Genomic DNA, 22,392 nt, shown 5'->3' with positions numbered 1-22,392 from the left:
TTCGATCGTCATGAGTTACCGGCCCGTCCCCTCGGCGCGCCGGAGGCGGTCATCGCCGGGTCACCCAAGGTTCTGGGGTACGCCGAGGCCAACGGTCCCGGCGATGTAGTCGAGGATCCGAGCGCCGTGTTCCGCGACGTAGAAATGGCCACCGGGGAAGGTCGCGAGCTGGAACTCGTTGCGGGCGTGCGTAGCCCAGCGCGCAGGCCCGTCCGGCACGATATCGGGATCGGCCACGCCGTACACCGCGTGCACGGGACAGCCGACCGAATCGTCAGCGTGGCCCCGATAGGTTTCGGAGAGCCGATAGTCGGCACGCAGTGTGGGCAGGAACAGCCGGCGGAGCGCGGGTACCGCCAACGCCGCGCCCGCACGGGGATCCAGCGCGGCGATATGCGCGATCAGATCATCGTCGGAGGCCAGGTGCCAGCGGTCGGCGGTGCCGAGATGGGCAGCGTCGCAACCGGAGACGATCAGCGACGCGATCGAGATACCGTCGCGCTCGAGTGCGCGAGCGGTCTCGAAGGCGACGAACCCGCCCATCGAATGTCCGAAGAACACGACCGGCGATGTCCGTGCGATCGATGCGAGCGCGTTCGCGCACTCCGCGGCTAGCTCGGTGACACTGTCGGCGACCGGTTCATCGATCAGCAGATCGCGCCCCGGATAGGTGACGCCGTGCAATTCCAGCGGCGCCGATGCGAGCAGGCTCCATGGCGCGTAGTAGCGCGGGCTGCCCCCGGCATGCGGGAACACCACCAGCGTGAGGCCACCGTGCGCATCGGTTCGGGTCAAACGTTCGATACGTATCGTCATGAGGTGATCAGCTCTCCGGCGACGACCGGCGGAATCCGAACAGGCGCAATAGATGCCGCCGGCCCGAGCGCCGCGGTGAACTCCGACCACAGCCGGGTCGCCTTCAGGAAACGTTGTGAGACAAGAGGGTGCGGCCGGTCGACGGCCTCGGCGAACGCGGCCGCCGCTGTGCGCACCGCATCGGGCCACAGCACATGCCGAACGTCGTGGACGGTGGGGTCGTAGGCCGTGCCGACGATGTCGGACAGCGCACGATCCCCGTGTTCGACCAGCGTGCGGTGCTGACGTGGATGCCAGCGGGTGCTGCCGTGAGTGTGGGTGAGGACCAGCTCGCCGGCATCGGTGCCGAGAGTGATCTCGTGCAGCAGCCGGGCGTGGCTGTCCGGATCGTCGGGGCATAGTTCGTTCTGCATCAGGATGTCGACCGGCACTGTCGCGAGCGTCATCCGGCCCGGGGTGAACGGGCCACCCGTCGCCGGGGCGGCCTCGATCGTCGAGGGCGTCAGCCGAGGCACCACCGTGGCGAGGATCGTGAACAGTGGGAACGCCACCTGAAGCGCGGCGCGGGCGTGCACGTAGGTCACCGGTGTTCGCCGGGTCAATGCGGTCGCCGCGTCGATGAACTGCCGGACCGGCGCCACAGCACTGTAGAAATCATTGACCGCGTACCGGACCGAGTTGGCGCGCGCCGTCGCGAGCAGCGAGACGATCTCGTCGGCGTGGACGGGCTGCTCCTGGAGGACATGGATACCTCGACGCAGCAGTTGTGCGCTGATCTCGGTACCAGCACCGCCCACGATGCCCGACCGTACGACGACGAATGCCATATCCACCGGGGGCAGATCGTCGATCCGGTGATAGGACCCCACCCCGAGCCTGCTCGCCAATGCGTCAGCATTCTGTGAGCCGCGGCTGAGCACGCCGACCAGTTCGACCGGTGCGTCCGGCCCCGCCAATGCCTCGGCGTATACCGGAAAGCTCGCTCCGACGACGACGGCCTTTTTCCTCATAAGGCCCCCTGCTCCACACCGGATTCGACGTCCGCCCTGAGTTCGATACGCACGCCAGGCGCAACACCGGTGATCGATGCGAACAACGGCGTGGCCCCGAGGGTCCACAGCGGGTGGACACCGACCGGAGTCGCCGGAGCGCACATGGCCGCCGCGGCCGCGACCGCACCGCTCGCGGCGTAGCTGTCGGCGCAGGTGAACGCCAATGACGCCACGCCGCCCGGCCCTTCCGCACGTGCGATCAGCGCGAAATAGGGTGCGCGACCGAACAGGTCGAGCCGGGCGGCGGTCAGCGCGGCCTCGAGCCGATCGGTGGTGACCGGTTGCTCGACGGTCTCGGCGTGCAGTCGCCCGATCGCCGAGGTGGTGTGGCTGCCGTCGGAGACATTCGCCCACGACACCTCTGGTACGCCGAGCGCCGCGGCAACGGCCTCGGTCTCCTCGTCGAGATGGATATGCGCGACGGCCGATTCCGGGAAATGCGGCGCCGGTGGCCGCGGCATCGCGTTCGAAGGCACTCGTGCACGTTGCGCGCCGCGCAGCACGGTGGCGGTGCCGGTGCCACCGCGCAGGCTCGCGAGGTACTCCTGGATCGCCGCGGCGGTGAGCGGTTGCAGTCCACCACACCACACGGTGAACGCATTCACTTCGTTGCCGAGGCGTTCGGCCAGCGCGCACAGTGCCAGACCCGAAATACCCGGTTGGACGCCGGCTTGCAGGATGATCGGCGCCGTCGGCGTCAGTTCGCGCAAGCGTCCGAGCAGGGCGTTGTCGCCGCCTGGATCCACGTACGGCACCGCCGCTTCGGCCACCGCCTCGGCGACCGCCGCACTGTAGCGATGTGACGGCCCGGCGCAATTGACGACGACATCGAATCCGGCTGCCAGAGCCGCGATCTTTTCCGGTGCGCGCAGGTCGGCACCGACCACCGTCATCGACGCGTCCGCGAGCGCGCCCAGTCGTTTCTCGTCGCGCCCGGCCAACGTCACCGTGACATCCGCCGCACGGCGCAGCGCGTCCAGACAACCGCGACCGACGGCTCCGGTGCCGCCGAGCAGCAGAACCGAGGTCATGAGACGACCTCGGGGATCTGCTGCCAGGACCTCCGCAGCAGTGCGGCGACCGTCGCGGCATTGTCGCCGTCGAGGCAATCGAAATGATTGCCGTCGATATCGGTGACGGTCAGGGTGCCGAGGGTGTACTCCCGCCAGAAAGCGGTCATATCGTCCTTGAGGGTCGGCAGGAAGTGGATGTCGCCGCGCTGCCGGAGGAAATGGACGTCGCCGAGGAACGGGTCTCGTGCGCCGCGCACCACCGCGCGCAGACTGTGCACGAATATCGCCCGCAGATCGGTCAGCGACTGCTCGGTCCAAGCGGTACCGAGCGCACCCGAGGCGGCGAGAGAGCGCATGCGCTGGGGCCTGGTGGTCCGGGCCAGCCCTGCGGCCAGCTCCGGGTCGGCGACCTGTCGCAACGCACCCGCTGGAATCGCCTCGGGATGTCGTTGTCGCGCGTGAGTGAACGCTGTCGCGAAGGCCTCGTCATCAGCGGGCAATCCGAGCGCATCGGGCCCGGCACCCATGATCTGGCCGAAGCAGTAGTCCAGGACATCGTCGTCGTCGATATCGAGCGGTACCCGATATGAGCTCACCACCGTCACCGGCGCCGTCGAGATCCCGCTCTCCTCCAGGATTTTGGCGATCTCGGTCGCGACGAGACCACCCATGCAGTATCCGACCAGGTGCACCCGGTCCGGTTGGAGGTCGACGATGGCGGCGGCGTATCGCACCGCAAGGGTTTCGAACAGTTCCTCCGGCGCGATATCGGCGTATCCGTCCGCGACCGTCCGGCGCAGGCCGTAGAGCCGCATATCGCCGGATTCGCCGGCGCGCAATGCGTCGATCAACCGCTGATAGGGCGCAAGGCCGCCACTGCCGTCGTGCACCAGCACCGCGACCGATTGTCCCGGGCCGGTGTCACCGGCGTCCAGGCATACAAGCGGCGACTCGGCCGCGGGTGCCGTGTGCGTGCTGTCGGGGTTCGTTGTTCCGCGTACCGCGCCTGCGGCCGCGGCGAGCGTGGGGTCCGACACCATGGCGCGCAACAGATCATCCCAGGCCAGCTGGCCGGCCTCGGGGATCTCCTGACGGATCCGACCGATACATTGCGCCAGCAGCAGCGAATCGCCGCCGAGCGCGAAGAAATCCGAACTCGGGGTCAGCCCGGCCGAACCGGGCAGGCCGAGTACCGCGGCCCAGATCTCGGCGATGCGGGCTTGCATCGGTTCGAGTTCACCGGTGGTGGCCGCTACCTCGGGCCGGTCGCGTGCCGCCGCGACGAGCTGGGCGAACTCCTCCCCCAGTGCCCGGCGGTCGAGCTTGCCGTTCGCGGTCAGCGGGAGCGCGGGCAGGACCGACACCCTCGGTGGTACCTGGTAGCTCGGTAGCTTCCGCTCGAGCCCAGCGATCACCTCGTCGGGATAGACCGTCTGTGCTGTCGAACCCGACGGGCACCAGAACACGTGTTGTCCCAGCTGTGCCAGCGGGTGTCCGGCGGGCGGGAAGCTCGATACCGCGCCGAAGGGCGAACGCTCCAGCGCCGCACCCCATTGCGGATGACTCAAGAAGGCCGAATGCCCGCCTGCCCTGGCATCGGTGAAACCGTCCAGCCCTTCCTTGAATTCCATCGAGATCATCAGCGCATGGTTGGTGGCCGTCGAATCGATGAAGGCCAACGCGCCGCCGGGGGCCAGCAGGCGATGCAGGGCCGCAAGACTGTCGTCGATGTTGACCGCGTTGTGCAGCACGTTCGCGCACAGGACCAGGTCGAACGATCCGGGCGCGAAGCCCTGGGTGGCGGCGGGAGCGTTCAGGTCGAACAGGGCGTAGTCGACGAATTCGTAGGCGGCGAAGTTCTGCGCCGCCTCGGTGAGGAAGAACCGGGAAACATCGGAGAAGGTGTAGCGGACATCGTGACCGGCCAGGGCGGGGATGAGCTCAGCGCTGGTTCCGCCGACACCCGCGCCCACCTCGAGGATGCGCAGCGGCCGTCCGGGCGGCTGCGCATCAGCGTGGGCGACGACCGTCGCGACCACAACGGCATTCGCGTAGCGGCTGATCAGGTTGTCCCGGTAGGCCGCGGTGGCGGTATCGGTGCTTCCGTGCGGAAACAGCAGTGCGAGCGGATCCACGTCGCCGCACAACAGCTGAGGCAGCGCGTCGATGCATCGGCCCACATAGACCAGTAGCTCGTCGCCGTAGTCGATCGCCCGGCCCAGCTCGCGCACCTGGGCCCACTCGGCGACACAGTCGCGCAGATCGTGACGCGCGGTCAGTTCGATCCGGTCGTCGTGGGCGACAACGCGCTCGTCGTCGCGGAGAACGTCGATCCAGTGGCGCAGCAGACGCCGGTTGCTCGGTGTCACCGCGAGCCTGTGGGCCAGTTCCTCGCCATCGATGCGGGCGCCGGAATCGAGGACGGTGCCGAGGGCAGCACACATACTGTTCAACGCGGTTGTCCGCGCCGCGCCGATGAACTGTTGCAGGGCAGCAGTATCGAGCCCCGCGATCGAGTGCTCATGAGCCAGCCGCGCGGCCTCGACGGTCGCGGCCGTCTGTTCGTGACGACGCGACAGCTCGTCTCCGTCGGCGGCCTCCGCGACGACCGCGGCCGCCAGCGACGGGGTGTGGCGATCGCCGACGACGCAGGTTACCGCCGCACGGACACCGTCGAGTTCGACGCAGGCCTCGTCGATCTCGGCCAACTCGATACGATGGCCGCGAATCTTGACCTGAGTGTCCCGGCGTCCGAGCAGTTCGATGACGCCGCCGGGTAGCGTACGCCCGTAATCGCCGGTGCGGTACAGCCGCTCACCCGTCCGCGGGTGCGTAACGAACGCCGCGGCGGTCCGGTCCGCGTCGCCGAGATAGCCATCGGACAACCCCACACCGCCGATATGGATCTCACCGATCTGCCACGGTGCCGCCTGCTCTCCCCGGTGCGTCAGTACCCGAACGCTCTGGTTGGTCATCGCGGTGCCGTACGGGACACTGCGCTGGTAGGGCAGCTCGGGATCGACAGGGTGACAGATCGACCAGATTGCCGCCTCGGTCGCACCGCCGAGCGCCAGGATCGCCGCATTCGGCGCGGCCGCGGCGGTCTGGCGTGGCTGCTGGACCGGAATCCAGTCACCCGACAGCAGAACCCGCCGCAGCGATGCCAGCCCACCCGGACCGGCGTACTCGAGCAGCAGCTGGAGTTGTGCGGGCACCGAATTCCAGATCGTCACCTGATGATCGACGATCGCACGGTGCCACGCTTCGGGATCGGCGCGCTGGTCACCGGCCGGATGCACCAGACAGCCACCCGCGCCGAGCACACCGAAGATGTTGTAGACCGACAGGTCGAAGGTGTGCTGGGAGACCGCGAGCACACGGTCGCCCGCGGTGATGTTCAACCGGGAGTTGATGTCGTCGAGCGTATTGGTCACCGCCGCATGCGACATCACCACGCCTTTGGGCCTGCCGGTGGAACCGGAGGTGAAGATGACGTAGGCAGGGTCGTGTGGCCGCGAGACCGCGGCCGCGATGGACGAGACCGGACGCCATGTCCGCGGTTCGGCGAGCAGCCGGTCGATATCGTCATCCGGTGCGATGAGAGCAGCGAGATCGCACTGGTGGCTGATCTGTTCGACCCTCGCGGCCGGCCACCGCCAGTCCAGTGGCACATACGCGGCCGAGGCCATCAAGACGCCGAGGATGGCCGCGATCTGTGGTGGTCCGGCAGCGAGCCGTACACCGACCTGATCGCCCGGCGCGACGCCCGCTGCGCGCAGGGTCTGCGCGACCGTATGAGCGGCCCCCGCCAGCTGTGCGAAGGTGTAGGTCTCGTCGGCCCGGCGCAAGGCGATCGCGTCAGGCGTCTGCACCGCGTGCCGAAGTATGTCGGAATGCAGCAGGCGCGGCGCGGCGGGTGTGCGCACCTCGGTCGGCGGCAATGCGGTGACGGGCAGCGCGGTGCGTTCCCACGCGCCGGCCTCCGCGCACAGCTCCGTGACGACGCGGGTGAAGTCCGCGAACGCGAGATCGAGCACCTCGGGTGCGATCGCGTGATCGCGGCTGTCCCAGTTCACTTCGACGGCACCGTTGATCTCACCGACCTGGCAGTCGAGCAGCACCTGCGGGGTCTGGCTCAGCCCGTGATCACGGCGCGGAACCAGCAGGGCCGGTTCATGTTGTTCCCGTGCGCCGAGGGTTGAGGTGAAGACCACCGGCGACATCTGGCCGCGCTCGTCATCGCGACGCGCAAGCATGCGCACGATATCGACGCCACTGACCCGGGCATGATCCATATCCTCGAACAACCGCACACCCAATCGGCGCGCCGTCGTCGCGAACGGTTCGGTACCGCGCACATCGACATCCAGCACGCTGGTGCCGGTGAAATCGCCGACGATCCGGTCGACTTCGGGTACGAACGGGACGCGTCCCATCGTGGTGAGAGTGAGCAGGAAGTGATCGCGGTCGCCGTAGCGGCCGAGCACCCGGCCGAACGCGCACAGCAGCGCCGCGGTGGGGGTGATACCTCGCTCGGCCGCGCGCGCGGTGAAGCTCGCCCACTGGCCGGCATTCAGCCTGGCCGACCGCCGAGTGAAACTCGGTGCGGCCGAACGCTGTTCGGCGAGCAGTGGCAACGCGACCGGCGGCGGCAGCTCGTCAAGGCGATTCGTCCAATACTCGAGATCGGCTTGTCTGCGAGCGGTTTCGGCCGGAGAGTGTGCGCCGCGGGTGAGGTTGAGCACGTAGTCACGGAAGCCGAACCCGATCGGCTCTAGTTCGGTGGCCGGCTCGAGCAGGCACCGCTCGAAGTCGCTCATCACAATCGCGATACTGACGAAATCCGCGATCAGCAGGTCGATCGACAGGTGTACGACCGTGTCAACGGGCCCGATGGTGACGACCAGGTCGTACATGGGCCCGGTACCCGGCGTGTAGGTGCGATGGGCAAGGGTGTGGGCGACGTCGCGACGCAGCGTGGCGATGTCCTCGGCCGTACCGCGGGTGTGGACGGTCAATCCGCTGTCCAGCTCGCGCTGGATGCTCTGATAGCCGTCCGGGTGTACGACGCAGCGCAGCATGTCGTGGCGCTCGACCACCTTGTGCCATGCGGCATGGAACTGCTCGGCGTCCGGTCGCGCACGCGCGGGATCGACCTCGAATTCGGCATAGCCGTGGCAGCCGACACCACCCCACCGAAATGCGTTCGTGCGTCCAACCAGGTAGGAGGCCTGCACATCGGTGAGCGGAAACCGTTCATAGCGTCCGCCCGGATCGCGCAGTACCGCGGTTTCGGCGGCGAGGATGGCCTTGACCTCGGCTTTGACGGCGACCAGCGCGGCCTTGCGCTGCGCGTCGAAAACGCCACGCGGGGCGGTGAATCGCAGATCACCGCCGTCGATCCACAGCTGCACGCCGTCGGCTCTGAGCTGCCCGAGCAGGTCGGCGGGGTTCATAGGGTACCTTCCTCGAGATCCGCGTCGCCGGTGTCGGCCGCTGCGGCGGTCAGTTCTGCCACGAAATCGGCGATCACCGGGTGGGCGAACAACATGCGCAGCGTCGCCGCCGGGCTGACCTCCCTGGTGATCCGATCCACCACCCGTGTCGCGGTGACCGAATCCGCGCCGAGCTGGAAGAGGTTGTCGCCGGGTTCCAGATGGGTGCGTCCCAGTGCTTCGGCGCAGATGGCCAGCACGGCGGCCAGCGGTGTCGGATCCTGGGCGCGGTCCAGCTCGGTCAGCGAATCGACCAGACCCGCCAACCGCTGTGCGGCGGTGTCCGGTGCGATGGCCTCGGTAACGAAATCCCAGGAAAGGCGCAGCTCGCCGGCGTCCTCCCAGACTTGGAAGTCCAGCAGGGTCTGCGGCGTTTGTGACGCACCGAAAACCTGCTCGCCGAAACTCAGCGATCCCGATGTGCTGATCTCGCGTAGTCCGAGCCCGCTGGTGAACACGACCGGGAAGATCGCGTCGGCGGGCGAACCGTGATGCCGGAGCAGCTCGCGTTGCAACCACACTCCGTCGGCCGCTCGATGCGGGAGGTCCGCCAGCAGTTGCCGCTGGATGTTGCGGGCCTGCTCCACAAGCGGCAGTTCCGGATCCACCCGGCACTCGAGCAGCACCAGTGAGGTGAAATCACCGATGACCTGATCGATACCGTCGACAGCGGGGTCGCGGTCGAACAGCGTGACATTGACGCAGAAGTGGTCCTCGCCCGACCAGCGCGCCAGTTCTCCGGCGTAAGCGGCCAGCACGAGAGCCGTCGTCGTCACCCCGGACTCCCGGCACTGCCGCGACAGCCGTTGCCAGCGGGGTTGCGGAATCGATGCCGTCACCCGCTCGAACGCCGGCCGTTCGATCTCCACCAGGGCCGCGGTGTCCACCAGGGCCGGTGCGGTGGGCAGGGTATCGAACCGGGCGCGCCAGTAGTCCCGGCTCGCCCGCAGCAGCGGCAGTGCCGTGTCGTCCGCATCGGGATGCAGTGCCGGATGGCGGTGCACATAGTGCGCGAATGTCATTGTGAGGACGGGCAGTTGCGCGGCAGGCCCACCCGCGTAGAGGTGATCGAGTTCGGCGAGCGCGGTCATCATGCTCGCGCCGTCGAGCACCGCATTGTCCATGCTGATGCCGACCAGGCTGCGGTGCTCGTCGAGGACTTGCACGCCCACATCGATGCCGGATCGAACGCTCAGATCGATGACCTGCTCACGCATCGCGCCGCGGACGTCGGCGTGAGTGCGCAGCACCGGCTCTATCGGCGCCTCGTGCACGGTCGCGATGCTCGCCGACATGGTGGTGCGCAATCCTTCGTGCCTGCCGATCAATTCACGGACCGCGCCTGTCAGGCGTTCGACGTCCAGATCGGCGACAGCGAACTCGAAATAGCAGTGCGCGGCCACGCCACTGAGCACGTAGCCCGGCACTCGCCCTGCCGCGTACGCACGTTGCACCGGAGTGAGCGGATACTCCCTCAGCTGTTCCGCCGAGATGTGCTCGACCACCGCGTCATCCGGGGTGGGCTCGGTCGCAGTGCCGATCCGGGCCGCCAGATCGCCGAGAATCGGATAGTTGAACAGGTCCACCATGGCTACTCGGAAGCCCGCGGCGCGCAGATCCGAATAGACCCGGGTCGCCACCAGGCTGTCGCCGCCGAGGAGAAAGAAATCGTCGGTCACCGCCGGTTCTGCGACTCCGAGATGCCGCCGCCACAGACCGGTCAGAAACGCCACCGTGTCCGCCGCGGGTGCGGGCACGACGGCCATCGAAGGCTCTGCTGCGGCCGCAGGCGTGATTCCTGGCGCGGCCGCGGCCACCGCACTCGACAACACGGAACTCGACGGCTCGGTGGCACCCGCAACGCGCCCCGGACCGCGCTGTACGCCAGGCGAATCCGCGGTTGATCTGCCCACACCGCCACGCTGCGCGAACACGACGACCGCGGTCCCGTCCGTGGTCATCGAGGATGGCTGCCAACCGTTGTCGACCAGGAAACGCCACCACTGATCGGCCGGACGCAGCGGTGTGGTCGCGGGGTCGAGCACACCTGGCCGCAGGATTGCCGCGCTCACCAATGTCGCCGGTGTGGCCTCGCTGTTCTCGGCCAGCCAGAGCCAGCCCCGTGGATGAGCATCGATCCCGGTGAGGATTTCGGCAGCCCCCTCGGTCCGATGCAGGGATCCACAGCAGATCACGACATCGACCTCGGCTATCGAGGTCACCGCGTCCCGGCCGCCGAAGCGGACGATGCCGGGTACCGGACGCGCGGTGGCGATCTCGGTCAGGATCGGATCCGGCTCGAGGGCGAGATAGCTATCGGTGACCGGCTCAACGAGCGCGGCCAGCTCGGCGGTCGCCCGGCCGGTGCCCGATCCGACTTCGACGATCCGCAGCCGGCGTCCCAGCGTGCGGGCGTGATCGTAGATCCGTTCGCTCAACTGAGCGAGTGCGGCGCCGGTCCGGTGGTCGCGCAACAGCAGCGCCTCCGGGGACAGATCGGGATCATCGAGGAGGCGATGCGGGGTGGCCGCACCGCTGACGATGGCGGCAAGCCGTTGGCCGGCCCGGAGTGCGGCCGCATCGGCGGGCGGACCGGATGGCAGACTCCGCCACCGCTCGACCACCAGACGGTATTCGGGGCGGACCGCCGACTCGGCGAGTGCGATCAGTGCGGCGGAGATGATCGCCTCCGGTCCGCTCACACCGAGCTCACCGAGCGGCGTCGGTACGGCCGAGTCCTGTCCGAGCTGCCGGAGTACCGCCGCTTCGAAGGCCGAGAAAGCCTGGGATACGGCCTCGTCGGCAATGGTGCCCGCCGCGACGTCCCAGCCGACGATCAGCCCGGCGGCGTCATCCTCGACCTGACAGTCGAGGAATACGCCGGGCGTCTGGGTCAGGGTCCGCAGCTTCACCAGGGCATCGCTTCCGACGCCGGGCGCCAGGTTACGGCCCATCCCGAGCGTGCTGGTGAAAACCACAGGGTAGCCGCCCGGATCGACCGACCGAGCAGTCGCCAGATCACCGGTCGCATCGGTGGCCGCGCCCGCCGCACGGCGCAGTTGCTCATGCGCGGCGTAGACGGCGGCGGGTGACCCGGGCTGCCGTGCACGGTAGTCGGCGGTACAGACCGACAGTCGGGTGAAATTGCCAAGGACTTCGATCTCGTCGCTCACTGGAGCCGGGCGATGGGTGCGCGGCACCGTGATGGCGAAGTGGTCACCCGCACCGATGCTGTGCAGCGCTGCGGTGAAGGCCTCGAAGAGGATGGCGTTCGGCGTCACCCGGCGTTCGGCCGCGATCCGGCGCAACGCGCGGTACCGCGCCTCGTCCACACGCAACGTGCGCCGCGCGAAACGCACGGACTCCCCCACCGGCCCGAGGTGCGACGGCAGGTCGGGCGGCGGGAACACACCGCTCCCGGAATGGTCGTCGGCCACGATGGCATCCGGCGCGTGCCCGGCCGCGGCGTGATCACGGAATACCTCGGTGGTCGGATCGATCTTGCGGAAACCGTTGGCGCCTGCGTACCGATCCAGGATCTCGCTGACGATCGTGACGAGGCTACGCGCGTCCAGTGCCAGGTAGTTGATCACCAGACCGACCGAGGTCGTGGCCCCCGGCGGAGCGAAACAGCGAATCACCGGTGCGGTGCCAAGCTCCACCGGCAGCCCGGCCATGGCCTGGAGCAGTGCGTCCGGGTCGTCGGCGATGCCGTCGATCAGACCGACGGTCACCGGCGCAGAGTGGGTATCGACGCGTTGCCGCACGTCATTGTCCAGACGACAGCGCAGGATGTCGAATTCGGCGACGCAACTGTTCACTGCCCCCGCGAAACGATCCAGGTCGATCGGGCTGCCGTCCGCGGCACCGAGGACGATGCTGAAGACGGTCGAGGCGCGCACCGCGCCGCGCAATCCCTGAGCACCGAGGACGTAGGCCTGTTGCAGCCGGGTCAACGGAAACGGTGTCTGCGGCGGAACCGGGTCACCGGTCTCGACCGGGCGTGACGGCGGGGTCGCGCCCATCGCGCACGCGGCACTGAAATCTCGCAGCGTCGGGCGGCCGAGCAAGGTCTCCACCTCGGCGCCGAGTACACCGCGACCGGTCAGCCTGGCGCACACCTCGGTGGCGCGCAGGCTGTCCCCGCCGAGCGCGAAGAAGTTCGTCTCGGCATCGATGTCGGCAATGCCGAGGACCTGCGCCCAGACCTCGGCCACCAAGCGCTCGACGGTCGTGTCCGGACCCGGCGCCACCGACGGCGCCGACTGTTCGGACAACAGGCGTTCGGCCCATCGACGATCGACCTTGCCGTTGTTCGTCAACACCAGCTGCGCGGTCCGCACGACCACCGCAGGTGTCATATAGGCGGGCAACTGGTTGGCCGCGTAGCCGCGCAACTGTTCCTCGGTGACGTCCGTACTCGCCAGGCCGACCACCACCGCACCGAGCGCGCTGCGGTTGCGGATCGGCACCACTACGGCGTTCTCCACGGCGGGATGAGAACGCAGCACGTGTTCGATCTCGCCGCATTCCACCCGATATCCGCGAATCTTGACCTGCGCATCTATGCGGCCGAGGAATTGCAATGTGCCGTCGGCCCAATAGCAGCCGAGATCACCGGTGCGATACCAGCGCACACCATCGTCATCGCGGACGAAACGCTCGGCGGTGCGCTCTGGCGCGTGGTGATACCCGAGCGCGACCCCGGTCCCACCGATCCACAGTTCGCCGGGCACATGTGCCGGTTGATCGGCACCTTCGGTGTCGACCACGCGGAATCGCTGGTTCGCCAGGGGATATCCATAGGGAATCGATGCCCAAGCGGAATCGACCTCGTCGACGACGTATTCGTTGGACCAGATCGCCGCCTCGGTCGCACCACCCATCGCCACGAGCCGAGCCCGCGGGGCAGCGATCCGCAGCCGGGGCGGCAGATCGAGCGGAATCCAGTCGCCGGACAGGAATACCCGGCGCAGCATGCCGAGCGAGCCTGGCGTTTCCCCGGCTGCAATCAACAGCATCTCCATCAGTCCCGGCGCCGAATTCCACACGGTCACACCGAGATCGAGGATCAGTCCGCGCCAATGAAATGCGTCACGGCGCGCCTCGTCGGAGAGGGTGACGATCCGTGCACCACGACTGAGGGGACCGAAGATGTCGTAGACGCTGAGGTCGAAATCGAGCCCTGAGACCGCGAGCACCGCGTCGTCGGCGCCGATTTCGTTGCGCCGATTGATATCCACCACGGTATTGAGTGCGGCCGTATGCGATACGACCACACCCTTGGGTTCTCCGGTCGATCCGGAGGTGTAGATGATGTAGGCCGGGCCGGACGGATCGACAGGTCGCGGTTCGCCAGGCGTGTGGTCGAGCATGGCCGAAATATCGTGCACGACAGCATTCGCGGGCTGCTCCCGCGGCTGGTTACGCACGTACCGGATCACCCCGGCCAGACCCGAACCGGCACAGATCCGCTGAAATCGCTGTGCGGGCTGATCCATCGCGATCGGCAAATACACGCAGCCCGCCAGCAAGGTGCCGAGGACAGCGACGATCTGCATCGGCCCCTTGGGCAACTGGATACCGATCACGGCACCGGGCCGGTGCTGTTCGGCGAGTGCCGCGGCGACCCGCCGGGCGTGGTCGTCGAGTTCCCGGTAGGTCACCGTCTCCCGGTCGAGCAGCCGGGAGGTGAGGGTGTGCTCATCGAATTCGCCTGTCCGCCAACTCAGTGCAATGCGGTTCGGGTGTTCGGCGACGCGCTTGCGGAACAGGTCGGTCAGCGAGCCCTCCGGAATCGGGGCCGAGGTGTCGTTACGCCGGACGCGGGCCGCGAGCGCCGCATCTGGAAGCCGGACTGTCGCGTCGGTGGACCAGTCCCGCTCCCCGAGACCGGTCACCAGCGCGCGATAGGCGTCGAACATCTCCGACAGCACCCCGGCGGGTAAGCAACCCTCCCGGCAATCCCAGGACAGCACGAGGCTGTCGCCGAGGGTGCAGACCTGATGATCGATGAGCACCTGGGGCGTCATCGACCGGACCTCCGCGACGGTACCGAGAGTCTCGGCGGCCTCGGCACCGAGCAGCGGAATATCGGCGGCGTAGGTGAACACCACCGGGGAAAGCCCGGAATGTCCGGTCCCCGCACGCACGGCGTCCGCGAGCACAGCACCGGCCGGTGGGGCGTCCAACGCGCTGCGTAGCCCCTGCTGAGTACGGCCCGCTTCGGTGGAGAAATCCGGCCCCGAGGTGCCACGACCGATCTGGAGCCTGGTTTCGGTGAAATCGCCCACCGTGCGCGCGAATTCCGGTGTGCGACCGAATGTCGTCACCGTGACCAGGAAGTCCTCGTCGCCCGACCAGCGGCGCAGCACCAACTCGAAGCAGGCGAGCAGCGCGGCGGCTCTGGTGACACCCCCTGCACGGCAGGCCGCGTCCATGGCCGCGGTCGCCGTGGCGTCCATGACGAAGCTGTGCCGCCCGAACACCACCTCGGACTCGTCGATTCGCGGCAGCCGCGGCCCCTCCGGCAGCGAGGTGGATGCTACTGCGCCGCCCGAACCCGCGATGCTCGGTACCGGCGGAATCGGCATCGGAGCCGGCGCCACGGATCCACCGCGATAGAGCTCGGCCAGATCCTCGAGCAGCAGGCCGATACCTGTGATGTCGGCGATGATCAGATCGATCGCGATGTGGATCACGGCGTGGTCGGCGGTTCGCGTCAGCTCGATGGCCCAGCAGTCACCGGATGCGATGTCGAAGCGGTGGTTGCGCAGTCGTTCACGCACCTGCGCCAGGTGAGCCCGCACGGTGCCGGGTGCGCTGTCGACCAGATCGTGGACCGGCAGATGGTACGGCGGCACGGTCTTGTCCACGAGGCATCGGTCCGGCGCGGGGAACCGCGCACGCAGCATCGGATGACAGCGCACGAGTTCATCGACCGCGCCGGCGAGCCCGGACGGTTCGATTCGAGCGCCGGACAGCTCGAAATAGGTTTGGCAGCCGACCCCACCGAGTGGCTGCTCGGGCGCGCGACCTACCCAGTACGCGTGTTGCAACGCGGTCGTGGCGATCTCATGGGTGGCCTCGGTCGGCGCCGCGGGCGCCGAGTAAGCGGGTGCTGTGTCGTAGAGTCGCTGCCACTGCGCGAGGGTGGGCTCGCGATAGAGGTCGGCGAAGTCGAGCCGTCGTTCGCGCGCCGCCGCCCACTCGACGATCCGCGTCGTCATCATCGAGGTCAGACCGAGCGCGACGAGATCGGTATCCGGGTTCAGTGCCTCGGGCCGCAGGCCGAGCATCCAGGCGAGCTGCTCGACCAGCGGAGCGGAGTCGGCGCGCGGCTGCGATGACGCGACCGGCGCCTCGTGCAGGATCTCGAGTTCGCCGGCTTCGAGCAGGCGCAGCGCTTCGGCGCGCCGGATCTTGCCCGAGGTGGTGGTCGGCAGTGTTCGTCCGGCGACCCAGATGATCCGCTCCGGCGCGGTATCGTGCGCGGCCAGGATCCGTCGCCGGAGAATACGGGCGTAATCATCGAGATCCTCTGACGCCCCGTCAGTTTCGACCAGAAGCAGCCACTGCTGTGCGTCGAACCCCTGCTGTACGGCACACGCTCCGCCCGGACGTACTCCGCAACCGCTGCGCTCGATGGTCGCCTCGATGTCGTTGGGGAAGTGATTCGTGCCGGCCACGATGATCACATCGCGGATCCGCCCGCTGATGTACAGCTCGCCGCGATAGCGAAAACCGGCATCGCCGGTACGCAGGAATGGTCCGGTACCGTCGTCGAGATGCGCGCCGAAGGTCTGCGCGGTCTGATCCGGCCGATGCCAGTAGCCGGCGGGAAGACCGGCGCCACTGACCCAGATCTCCCCGATTCGGCCATCCGGTAGTGGGGTGCGACTCTTCTCGTCGACGATGCGAACATCCCAGCCCACCGTGTCGTCACCGCATCCGACCATCGTCCGGACACGCGCGTCGCGACGATCACCATCGGCCTCGACCGCGTGGCCTCGATCGAGCTCGGAGACATCGAAACTCGTGTGCACGTAGGGCCGACGCAGGGTCGCCCCGCTCACACACAGACCGGCTTCGGCGAGTCCGTATTGCGGCGCCATCACCTCCGCCCGCAGCCCGGCGGGACGGAATCGGGCGGTGAACCTGTTCATGGTGTCGGCGCGCACCGGCTCCGCGCCGTTCGTCGCCACGTGCAGACCCGACAGATCCAGGGCCGCGACCGCGCCGTCATCGAATGCCTCGACGCAACGCCTATAGCCGAAATCCGGTCCCGCGATCCAATTTCCGCGAAACCGCGACACCGTTTCCAACCACAACCGTGGTGTGCGGATGAAATCGTGCGGTGCGATGAGCGTTGCCGTACCGCCACAGAGCAGAGGCCCGAGCGCCCCCCAGAACATACCCATATCGTGGTACAACGGCAGCCAGCTCACGGTGCGGATGTCCTCGGACCGGTTCCATACGGCTCCGACGATGTCGATCTGCCGCAGGATGGAAGCGTGGGTGTTCATCACCCCCTTCGGCTGCCCCGTCGATCCCGACGAATACTGCAGGAACGCAAGAGTTTCCGCGTCGGTGGTGCGCGCCGCGACCGCAGGACGGCGATCGTCGGGGTGGATCACGGGGAGCCCGGCGAGTACCGGATTCGCCGCCACTACGTCCACCAGATCCGCGCTGGTGTAGACCAGACCGGGATCGCTGTCGGACAGAATGCCCGACACCCGGGCCAAGTCACGTTCGGCCGACCGCACGGCCGGTAGGAATATCGGCACCGGAATCAGGCCCGCCCGCACCGCGGCGAGAAATCCCGCGACGTAGTCCGCTCCACCGGGCAGCACCATAGGAACGCGTTGGCCTGCCTCGAACTCATCGAAAACGGCGGCGAGACCGTACACCTGCTCCGCCAGCTCGGCATAGGTCCGCTCGACCACACCATGTCCACTGACCTCGCGTATCGCCGTCGCGTTCGGCCGGGCGGACACCCAGTGGTCGAAAACCCCGGAAACCGTCCGTTCGCACATCGGACCGGGCGTTCCAGGACAGAGCTCATCCGTCATCAGGTCGTTCATCTCCAAAACCTCCGCCTGCCACCGGCTGTACCGCGACCGGCGACCACCCGACCCCCATCGCGACTCGAACTCGCACCATCCGCGCCGAGGGAGCGGGCGGTACCGATCGCCCGTCGATCGGGCAGGTTGAGGTGAGTGTAAATGAGAATGATTGTCATTACCAATCAAGTGTTCCCAGGGGCGGGTAATGCCCGGTGAAGCTCACCGGCAGCGCGCCGCGGCGACAATCGGGTCGAAAAGAGTCGCCATATGCCCGACCGATCGACCGGGACACAGATCTTGCACCAGGACATTCGCCCGCCCGAGTCCACGAATGAAGTACGGCGCCGTCTCCCCGGGCACGCGGCCGGGATTGATCACCAGATCATCAACACTGCCGATCGCGGCATAAGTGGGCCCCGCCGGTATCGGCCCGTTGTTCAACGCCAACATGAATCGAGAATCCGGATTCAACTGCCATGCGACGGGATAGCACGGAGCCACCCCACAGCGCGCCGAGGCCAGCGCCAGGCCTGGATTCGCACCGGCGACCGTGACCACCGCATCGACCCGGTCGCGCAGGTCCGGCCACCAACGCACCGCGGCGCGCGCATGTATCGCACCCTGGCTGTGCCCGACCAGCGATACCTGATGCCCGGTTCGTTCGGTCGGCGTTCGCACCGCCGACACGACGAACTCGACATTGCCGTACACATCGCCCAGACCGAGATCCGGGAATTCGACTGTGCACCAATCGAATCCCGCCGCCGCCAGCAGTGGACCCAAGCCATCGGCGAAGGATTCCGTTCCGGTCAGGCCGGTCCCGGGAATGAGGAGAACAACAGGTCGATCCTCATGAACCAGTCCCCCCTGGCATGCGATCGCCCGCGCCGCGACGGGTCCGGAGATCATCAGTTCCGGCCCCAGATCACGACTTTCGGCCGAGCCGACCGGCGGCGTCAGCAGCAGCCACAGCCCCACGATCACCAGGACAACCGGCCACCGGTGCCGCCGCACAGCCACGGACACTCTCACAGACTCGCCGAACACAGGCGTTACTCTACTAAAATGACAATCATTCCCAACATTGCCGACCCTTACGCTCTGTCAGCGGAGTTCTACGACGTGATGGCGGCGCCGCACTGGGAGACCAAACGCGCGATCCTCGTCGAGGCCCTCACCGGCTCAGGGCCGATCACCGCGCCGATCGTCGATATCGGGGCGGGTAGCGGCCTGTCCACCATGACGATTGCCGAGGCAGTACCCGAGGTTCCCATTCACGCGGTCGAACCGTCCGCGGCGATGCGTGCGGCGCTCGTTTCCCGCCTGCTCACCCACGCCGATCATGCCGCCCGCGTCACCGTACACCCCGATATCGCCGAAGAGGTCACCCTGCCGGAGACCGTCGGCGCAGCAGTGCTCTTCGGTGTGATCGGCTATCTCGATCGGCCTGCGCGGCAACGTTTCTGGGCACAACTGAGCGCTCGCCTCACCCCGCATGCCCCGGTTGTCGTCGAGTTCATGCCACTGGACCGGCCACAGCCCGTTCCGGAGATGATGATCGCGAAGCAGCGAATCGGGCAGCGCGACAACGAGATCCACATTCGCGGCGAACCCGCCGACGCCGAGTCACAGCGCTGGACCATGCGCTATGTGGTCCGTGAAGGTGAGGCCATTGTGCGCGAGTTCACCGCCGATCACCTGTGGCGCACGGTGGGAATCGATGAGCTGTCTCGTGAGGCCGGCGAGCACGGCATGACCTGCGAACAACTCAGCCCGATCATCGCCCTGCTTCGCGCTCCCTGATCGGTCCCGTGTGATTCACCGCCGGGAAGAGGTTCGCACGCGGAACCACATCCGGCGCCGCCGAAAAATAGTTGTGGCCCGGAACACTGGTTCCGGGCCACGGTTGTAGCGGGGACAGGATTTGAACCTGCGACCTCTGGGTTATGAGCCCAGCGAGCTACCGAGCTGCTCCACCCCGCGTCGGTAATCATCAGCTTACACACCTGGGACGTGAGAACGTAATCGGCTGCGGTGTGGGGGCATATCGCGTGGTCAGCGCAGTGGGACGCCGACGTCGCTGCCACCTTCCCTGGTGATCCTCGCGTTGACTTTCACCAGTGCGGGCGCGGGCACGAACCCGCCGGCGAACAACGCCTCACCTTGGCGGAACCACGGTGAGCGTGCCAGTAGTGCGGCGGGCGCGTAGCCGAAGTAGGTGCCGAGTTCGGCGAGGTCGACCGGCGAGGTCATCTTCATCAAGGCGAGGTTGTCGCATTGGGAGATGATCCCGGGATGCACTTTGGACGGCCGCTGGGTCGACAGCAATAGCCACAGGCCGAACTTACGTCCTTCCGCGGCGATCTGGATGAGCCGCTCGCGCACGGCGATGGCGATCGCCGAATCCAGGCGCGGTGAGGCCAGATTGTGGGCTTCGTCGATGACCAGCAGTACCGGCTTGCGTTCCTCGCGCCGCGCCCACAGTTCATCCAGCAGCGACAGCGCGACCACCAGCTGTTGTTCGGGGGTGGAGAAGCCGCCGAGGTCGAGCACGGTGGCGTCGGGTCGTTCGGCGACGACTTCGGTGACCGCCACGTTCTCCAGCGCCCAGACCTCCCAGTCGAGCAGACCGAGGTTCTCCACACGCTGGGCGAGCCTGCGCTGGGCGGCGGTGCCCGAGTCGCGCAGGTCGGGCAGCCATTGGTCGAGTTCCGAGCTCGCCAGCAGCGGGCCGATGTGGAGCAGCTCGTTGAACTCCTCACGGTCGGCGATGGGGTCGATCTGCAGGATCGCCGCTTTGGACGACAGTGGCATCGTCGTGAACCTGGCCCGGAGCAGAGAGTCCGGGTTCTCGGCGTTCGGGCGCAGTACTCGGATGTTTCGTTTCCGGAGCGCGTCGGCGGTGGGGCCGGTGGATTCGGCGGGCATCTCGCCGAGGCGGATGAAGTCGGAGTTCGGATCGAAGATCACGACGGGCAGGGCAGTGTGGGCGATGAGCTGTTCGAGGACGACGCCGAGGGCGTAGGTCTTGCCCGAGCCGCTCTGTCCGCACCAGAAGGTGTGGCGGTTGAATCGTTTCGGCAGGAGTCGCGCGGGCCCGCCGGGCGCGGTGAGGGCGACACCGACGTCGAGCACGGCGCCGGTGGTGTCGTGCAGGGCTTGGACGGTGCGGGCGTCGACGGTTTCCAGGGTGCCGTGCCCGAATGCGTGACTGGTGCGGGTGTCGATGCCGTCGGCGGTCAGTTCACCGATCAGCCGGCCTCGTAGCTGGACGGGGGTTGTTTCCGATCGTTGTTCGACGAGTCCGAGTTGCCGGTGACCGTCGGCGTCGACGAGGACGAGAGACCCGGCGATGTAGGCGCTGTCGGCGGCATCGCCGACCAGGAACGAGCGTCCGTCGTCGGATCGGGCGGAGGGGTGTGTCGAGGCGGACATGAGGCGATCATGTCACCTGGCCGGGGCTCTTCGATGGAAGTCGCGGAGTTGAGTTCGTGACGGTTCGAGATGGTCATCATTCGGTAATCGGCGGGATTTCGGTGCAAATAATGTGGCCCATATCCCGATGAGCGGTTATTCGTCAGGTAGCTGAGCTGCTGGATACTTGCCGGTTTCCGATGGGGGTGGTGCCGCATCGCCAGGGGCCGGGCGTGGCCGCCGACCGGGGCGCGACACAGAAAAAGACTCGGCCCGGAGGTTGTGGACCTCCGGGCCGAGTCTGTAGTAGCGGGGACAGGATTTGAACCTGCGACCTCTGGGTTATGAGCCCAGCGAGCTACCGAGCTGCTCCACCCCGCGTCGGTGAACACAACATTACACACGGGTTCGCGACGATGGCAAACCGGCAGGTCGAGCCGATTTTCCGCCGGTCACAGAAGGAACCAACAGGCCATCGCGACGACGTCCAGCCATCGGCCGGCAGCCCGATCCGGCGCATCTACGGAGCCGCCGACCACTCCCGATCGGGAGCCACGCCTCACGCCCATCCCCCACCCCGCAGACGGCGCCAACAGAGTTGCCCGGCAGTAGCGAGACGCCGAAAACCGCTCGATTATGTGACCCGGGCAACGATATCGGAGTGATCCCGAACACATAACGGTGTTATCACGATACCCATTGGGTAGTGGTGAATCCGGTTTCTCACCAGCGAATACGATCTAATGCTACCGATTCACCGGCAACAAATTGGAATTTATCAAGACGTGATCGGACGAGATTTGTTCGTTACCGTCGTTGCCACGGCCCGGATCAAACCGAGATGGGCTCGAACCCGAACCGACGAACACCGGAGACCCTGTCCCACGGTTCGGAGTACCCCGACATTCACCTGGGGACAGGGGCCGACGGAGAACATCCGCCGAGCTGGTGGGCACAGGGAGGGAAACCACATGACTCAGAACCGGAAGTTCAGCACCCGCGCCCTCGGCCTCGCCGCCATTGCAGGGGCTCTCGTTGCCGTCCCGTTCGGTCTTTCCACTGCCACCGCGTCGGCCTACTCGGGCAACTGGGACGCCGTCGCGGCGTGCGAGAGCGGTGGCGACTGGTCCATCAACACCGGTAACGGCTACTACGGCGGCCTGCAGTTCTCGCAGAGCACCTGGGAAGCCAACGGTGGTACCGGCAGCGCGAGCAACGCGAGCCGTGAAGAGCAGATCCGCGTGGCCGAGAACGTGCTGGCCACCCAGGGTGCCGGCGCCTGGCCGACCTGCGGCGCCTACCTCTGAGTCCGTTCGGCAAGCGGCCCGGCCGCTGACGCCCGACTCAGCAGCGCAAACGAAACGGCGCTGTCATCCAGTACTGGATGACAGCGCCGTTTCTGCGTTTGTACGGACCGCTGGGTGGTCAGCTCACCGTCCGGCGGATCAGGATCAGGACGACCCACCCGGTCTGGATCCTCGCCGCGGCCGGCAACGATGCTGTGGGAAACGACCGGGTCGAGGGCACGGGGAGCCCG

8 protein-coding genes, 2 tRNA genes and 1 pseudogene are annotated in these 22,392 nt (G+C 67.3%); 2 read left to right on the top strand and 9 right to left on the bottom strand.

Going from position 1 to position 22,392, the window contains the following annotated elements; all coding sequences use genetic code 11:
• Positions 1-60: 60 nt before the first annotated feature.
• The 6 genes from GV792_RS14050 to GV792_RS14025 form a co-directional block, all read right to left on the bottom strand.
• Entirely contained in the window at positions 61-816 is a 756-nt protein-coding gene (locus GV792_RS14050) for a thioesterase II family protein (RefSeq protein ID WP_163824548.1), read from the bottom strand.
• Positions 813-1,826: a Gfo/Idh/MocA family oxidoreductase gene (locus GV792_RS14045; RefSeq protein WP_163824547.1), complete on the bottom strand. Its 1,014-nt coding sequence runs from the start codon at positions 1,824-1,826 to the stop codon at positions 813-815. The genes GV792_RS14050 and GV792_RS14045 overlap by 4 nt, the downstream gene beginning before the upstream one ends.
• Positions 1,823-2,899, bottom strand: coding sequence for a saccharopine dehydrogenase NADP-binding domain-containing protein (locus GV792_RS14040; protein WP_163824546.1), 1,077 nt, complete (start codon positions 2,897-2,899; stop codon positions 1,823-1,825). The genes GV792_RS14045 and GV792_RS14040 overlap by 4 nt, the downstream gene beginning before the upstream one ends.
• Positions 2,896-8,337, bottom strand: coding sequence for a non-ribosomal peptide synthetase (locus tag GV792_RS14035; RefSeq protein WP_163824545.1), 5,442 nt, complete (start codon positions 8,335-8,337; stop codon positions 2,896-2,898). The genes GV792_RS14040 and GV792_RS14035 overlap by 4 nt, the downstream gene beginning before the upstream one ends.
• Positions 8,334-17,459, bottom strand: a complete 9,126-nt coding sequence (locus GV792_RS14030) for a non-ribosomal peptide synthetase (RefSeq protein ID WP_256673819.1) — start codon at positions 17,457-17,459, stop codon at positions 8,334-8,336. The genes GV792_RS14035 and GV792_RS14030 overlap by 4 nt, the downstream gene beginning before the upstream one ends.
• 201 nt (positions 17,460-17,660) lie before the next feature.
• Entirely contained in the window at positions 17,661-18,467 is an 807-nt protein-coding gene (locus GV792_RS14025) for a lipase family alpha/beta hydrolase (RefSeq protein ID WP_163824544.1), read from the bottom strand.
• A gap of 39 nt (positions 18,468-18,506) precedes the next feature.
• Here GV792_RS14025 and GV792_RS14020 point away from each other — a divergent pair, with 39 nt between their 5' ends.
• Positions 18,507-19,244, top strand: a complete 738-nt coding sequence (locus tag GV792_RS14020; protein ID WP_163824543.1) for a class I SAM-dependent methyltransferase — start codon at positions 18,507-18,509, stop codon at positions 19,242-19,244.
• Positions 19,245-19,350: 106 nt separating this feature from the next.
• Here GV792_RS14020 and GV792_RS14015 read toward each other — a convergent pair.
• From GV792_RS14015 to GV792_RS14005, 3 genes are all read right to left on the bottom strand, one after another.
• A tRNA-Met gene (locus tag GV792_RS14015) sits at positions 19,351-19,424 on the bottom strand.
• A 72-nt stretch (positions 19,425-19,496) separates the two neighbouring features.
• Positions 19,497-20,876 carry an ATP-binding protein gene (locus GV792_RS14010; RefSeq protein ID WP_175584359.1) on the bottom strand — a complete coding sequence of 460 codons (1,380 nt, stop codon included), beginning with the start codon at positions 20,874-20,876 and terminating at the stop codon, positions 19,497-19,499.
• 286 nt (positions 20,877-21,162) lie between these two features.
• A tRNA-Met gene (locus tag GV792_RS14005) sits at positions 21,163-21,236 on the bottom strand.
• A gap of 590 nt (positions 21,237-21,826) precedes the next feature.
• Between GV792_RS14005 and GV792_RS14000 the strand changes: the two are divergent.
• A pseudogene (locus tag GV792_RS14000) lies at positions 21,827-22,159 on the top strand (transglycosylase family protein); the annotation flags it as partial.
• Positions 22,160-22,392 lie beyond the last annotated feature (233 nt).

The organism is Nocardia cyriacigeorgica, from assembly GCF_010868145.1.
Taxonomy (GTDB): Bacteria; Actinomycetota; Actinomycetes; order Mycobacteriales; family Mycobacteriaceae; genus Nocardia; species Nocardia cyriacigeorgica_D.
Note: the sequence above shows the minus strand (reverse complement) of the source record. Positions and strands in the feature narration are given on the sequence as shown.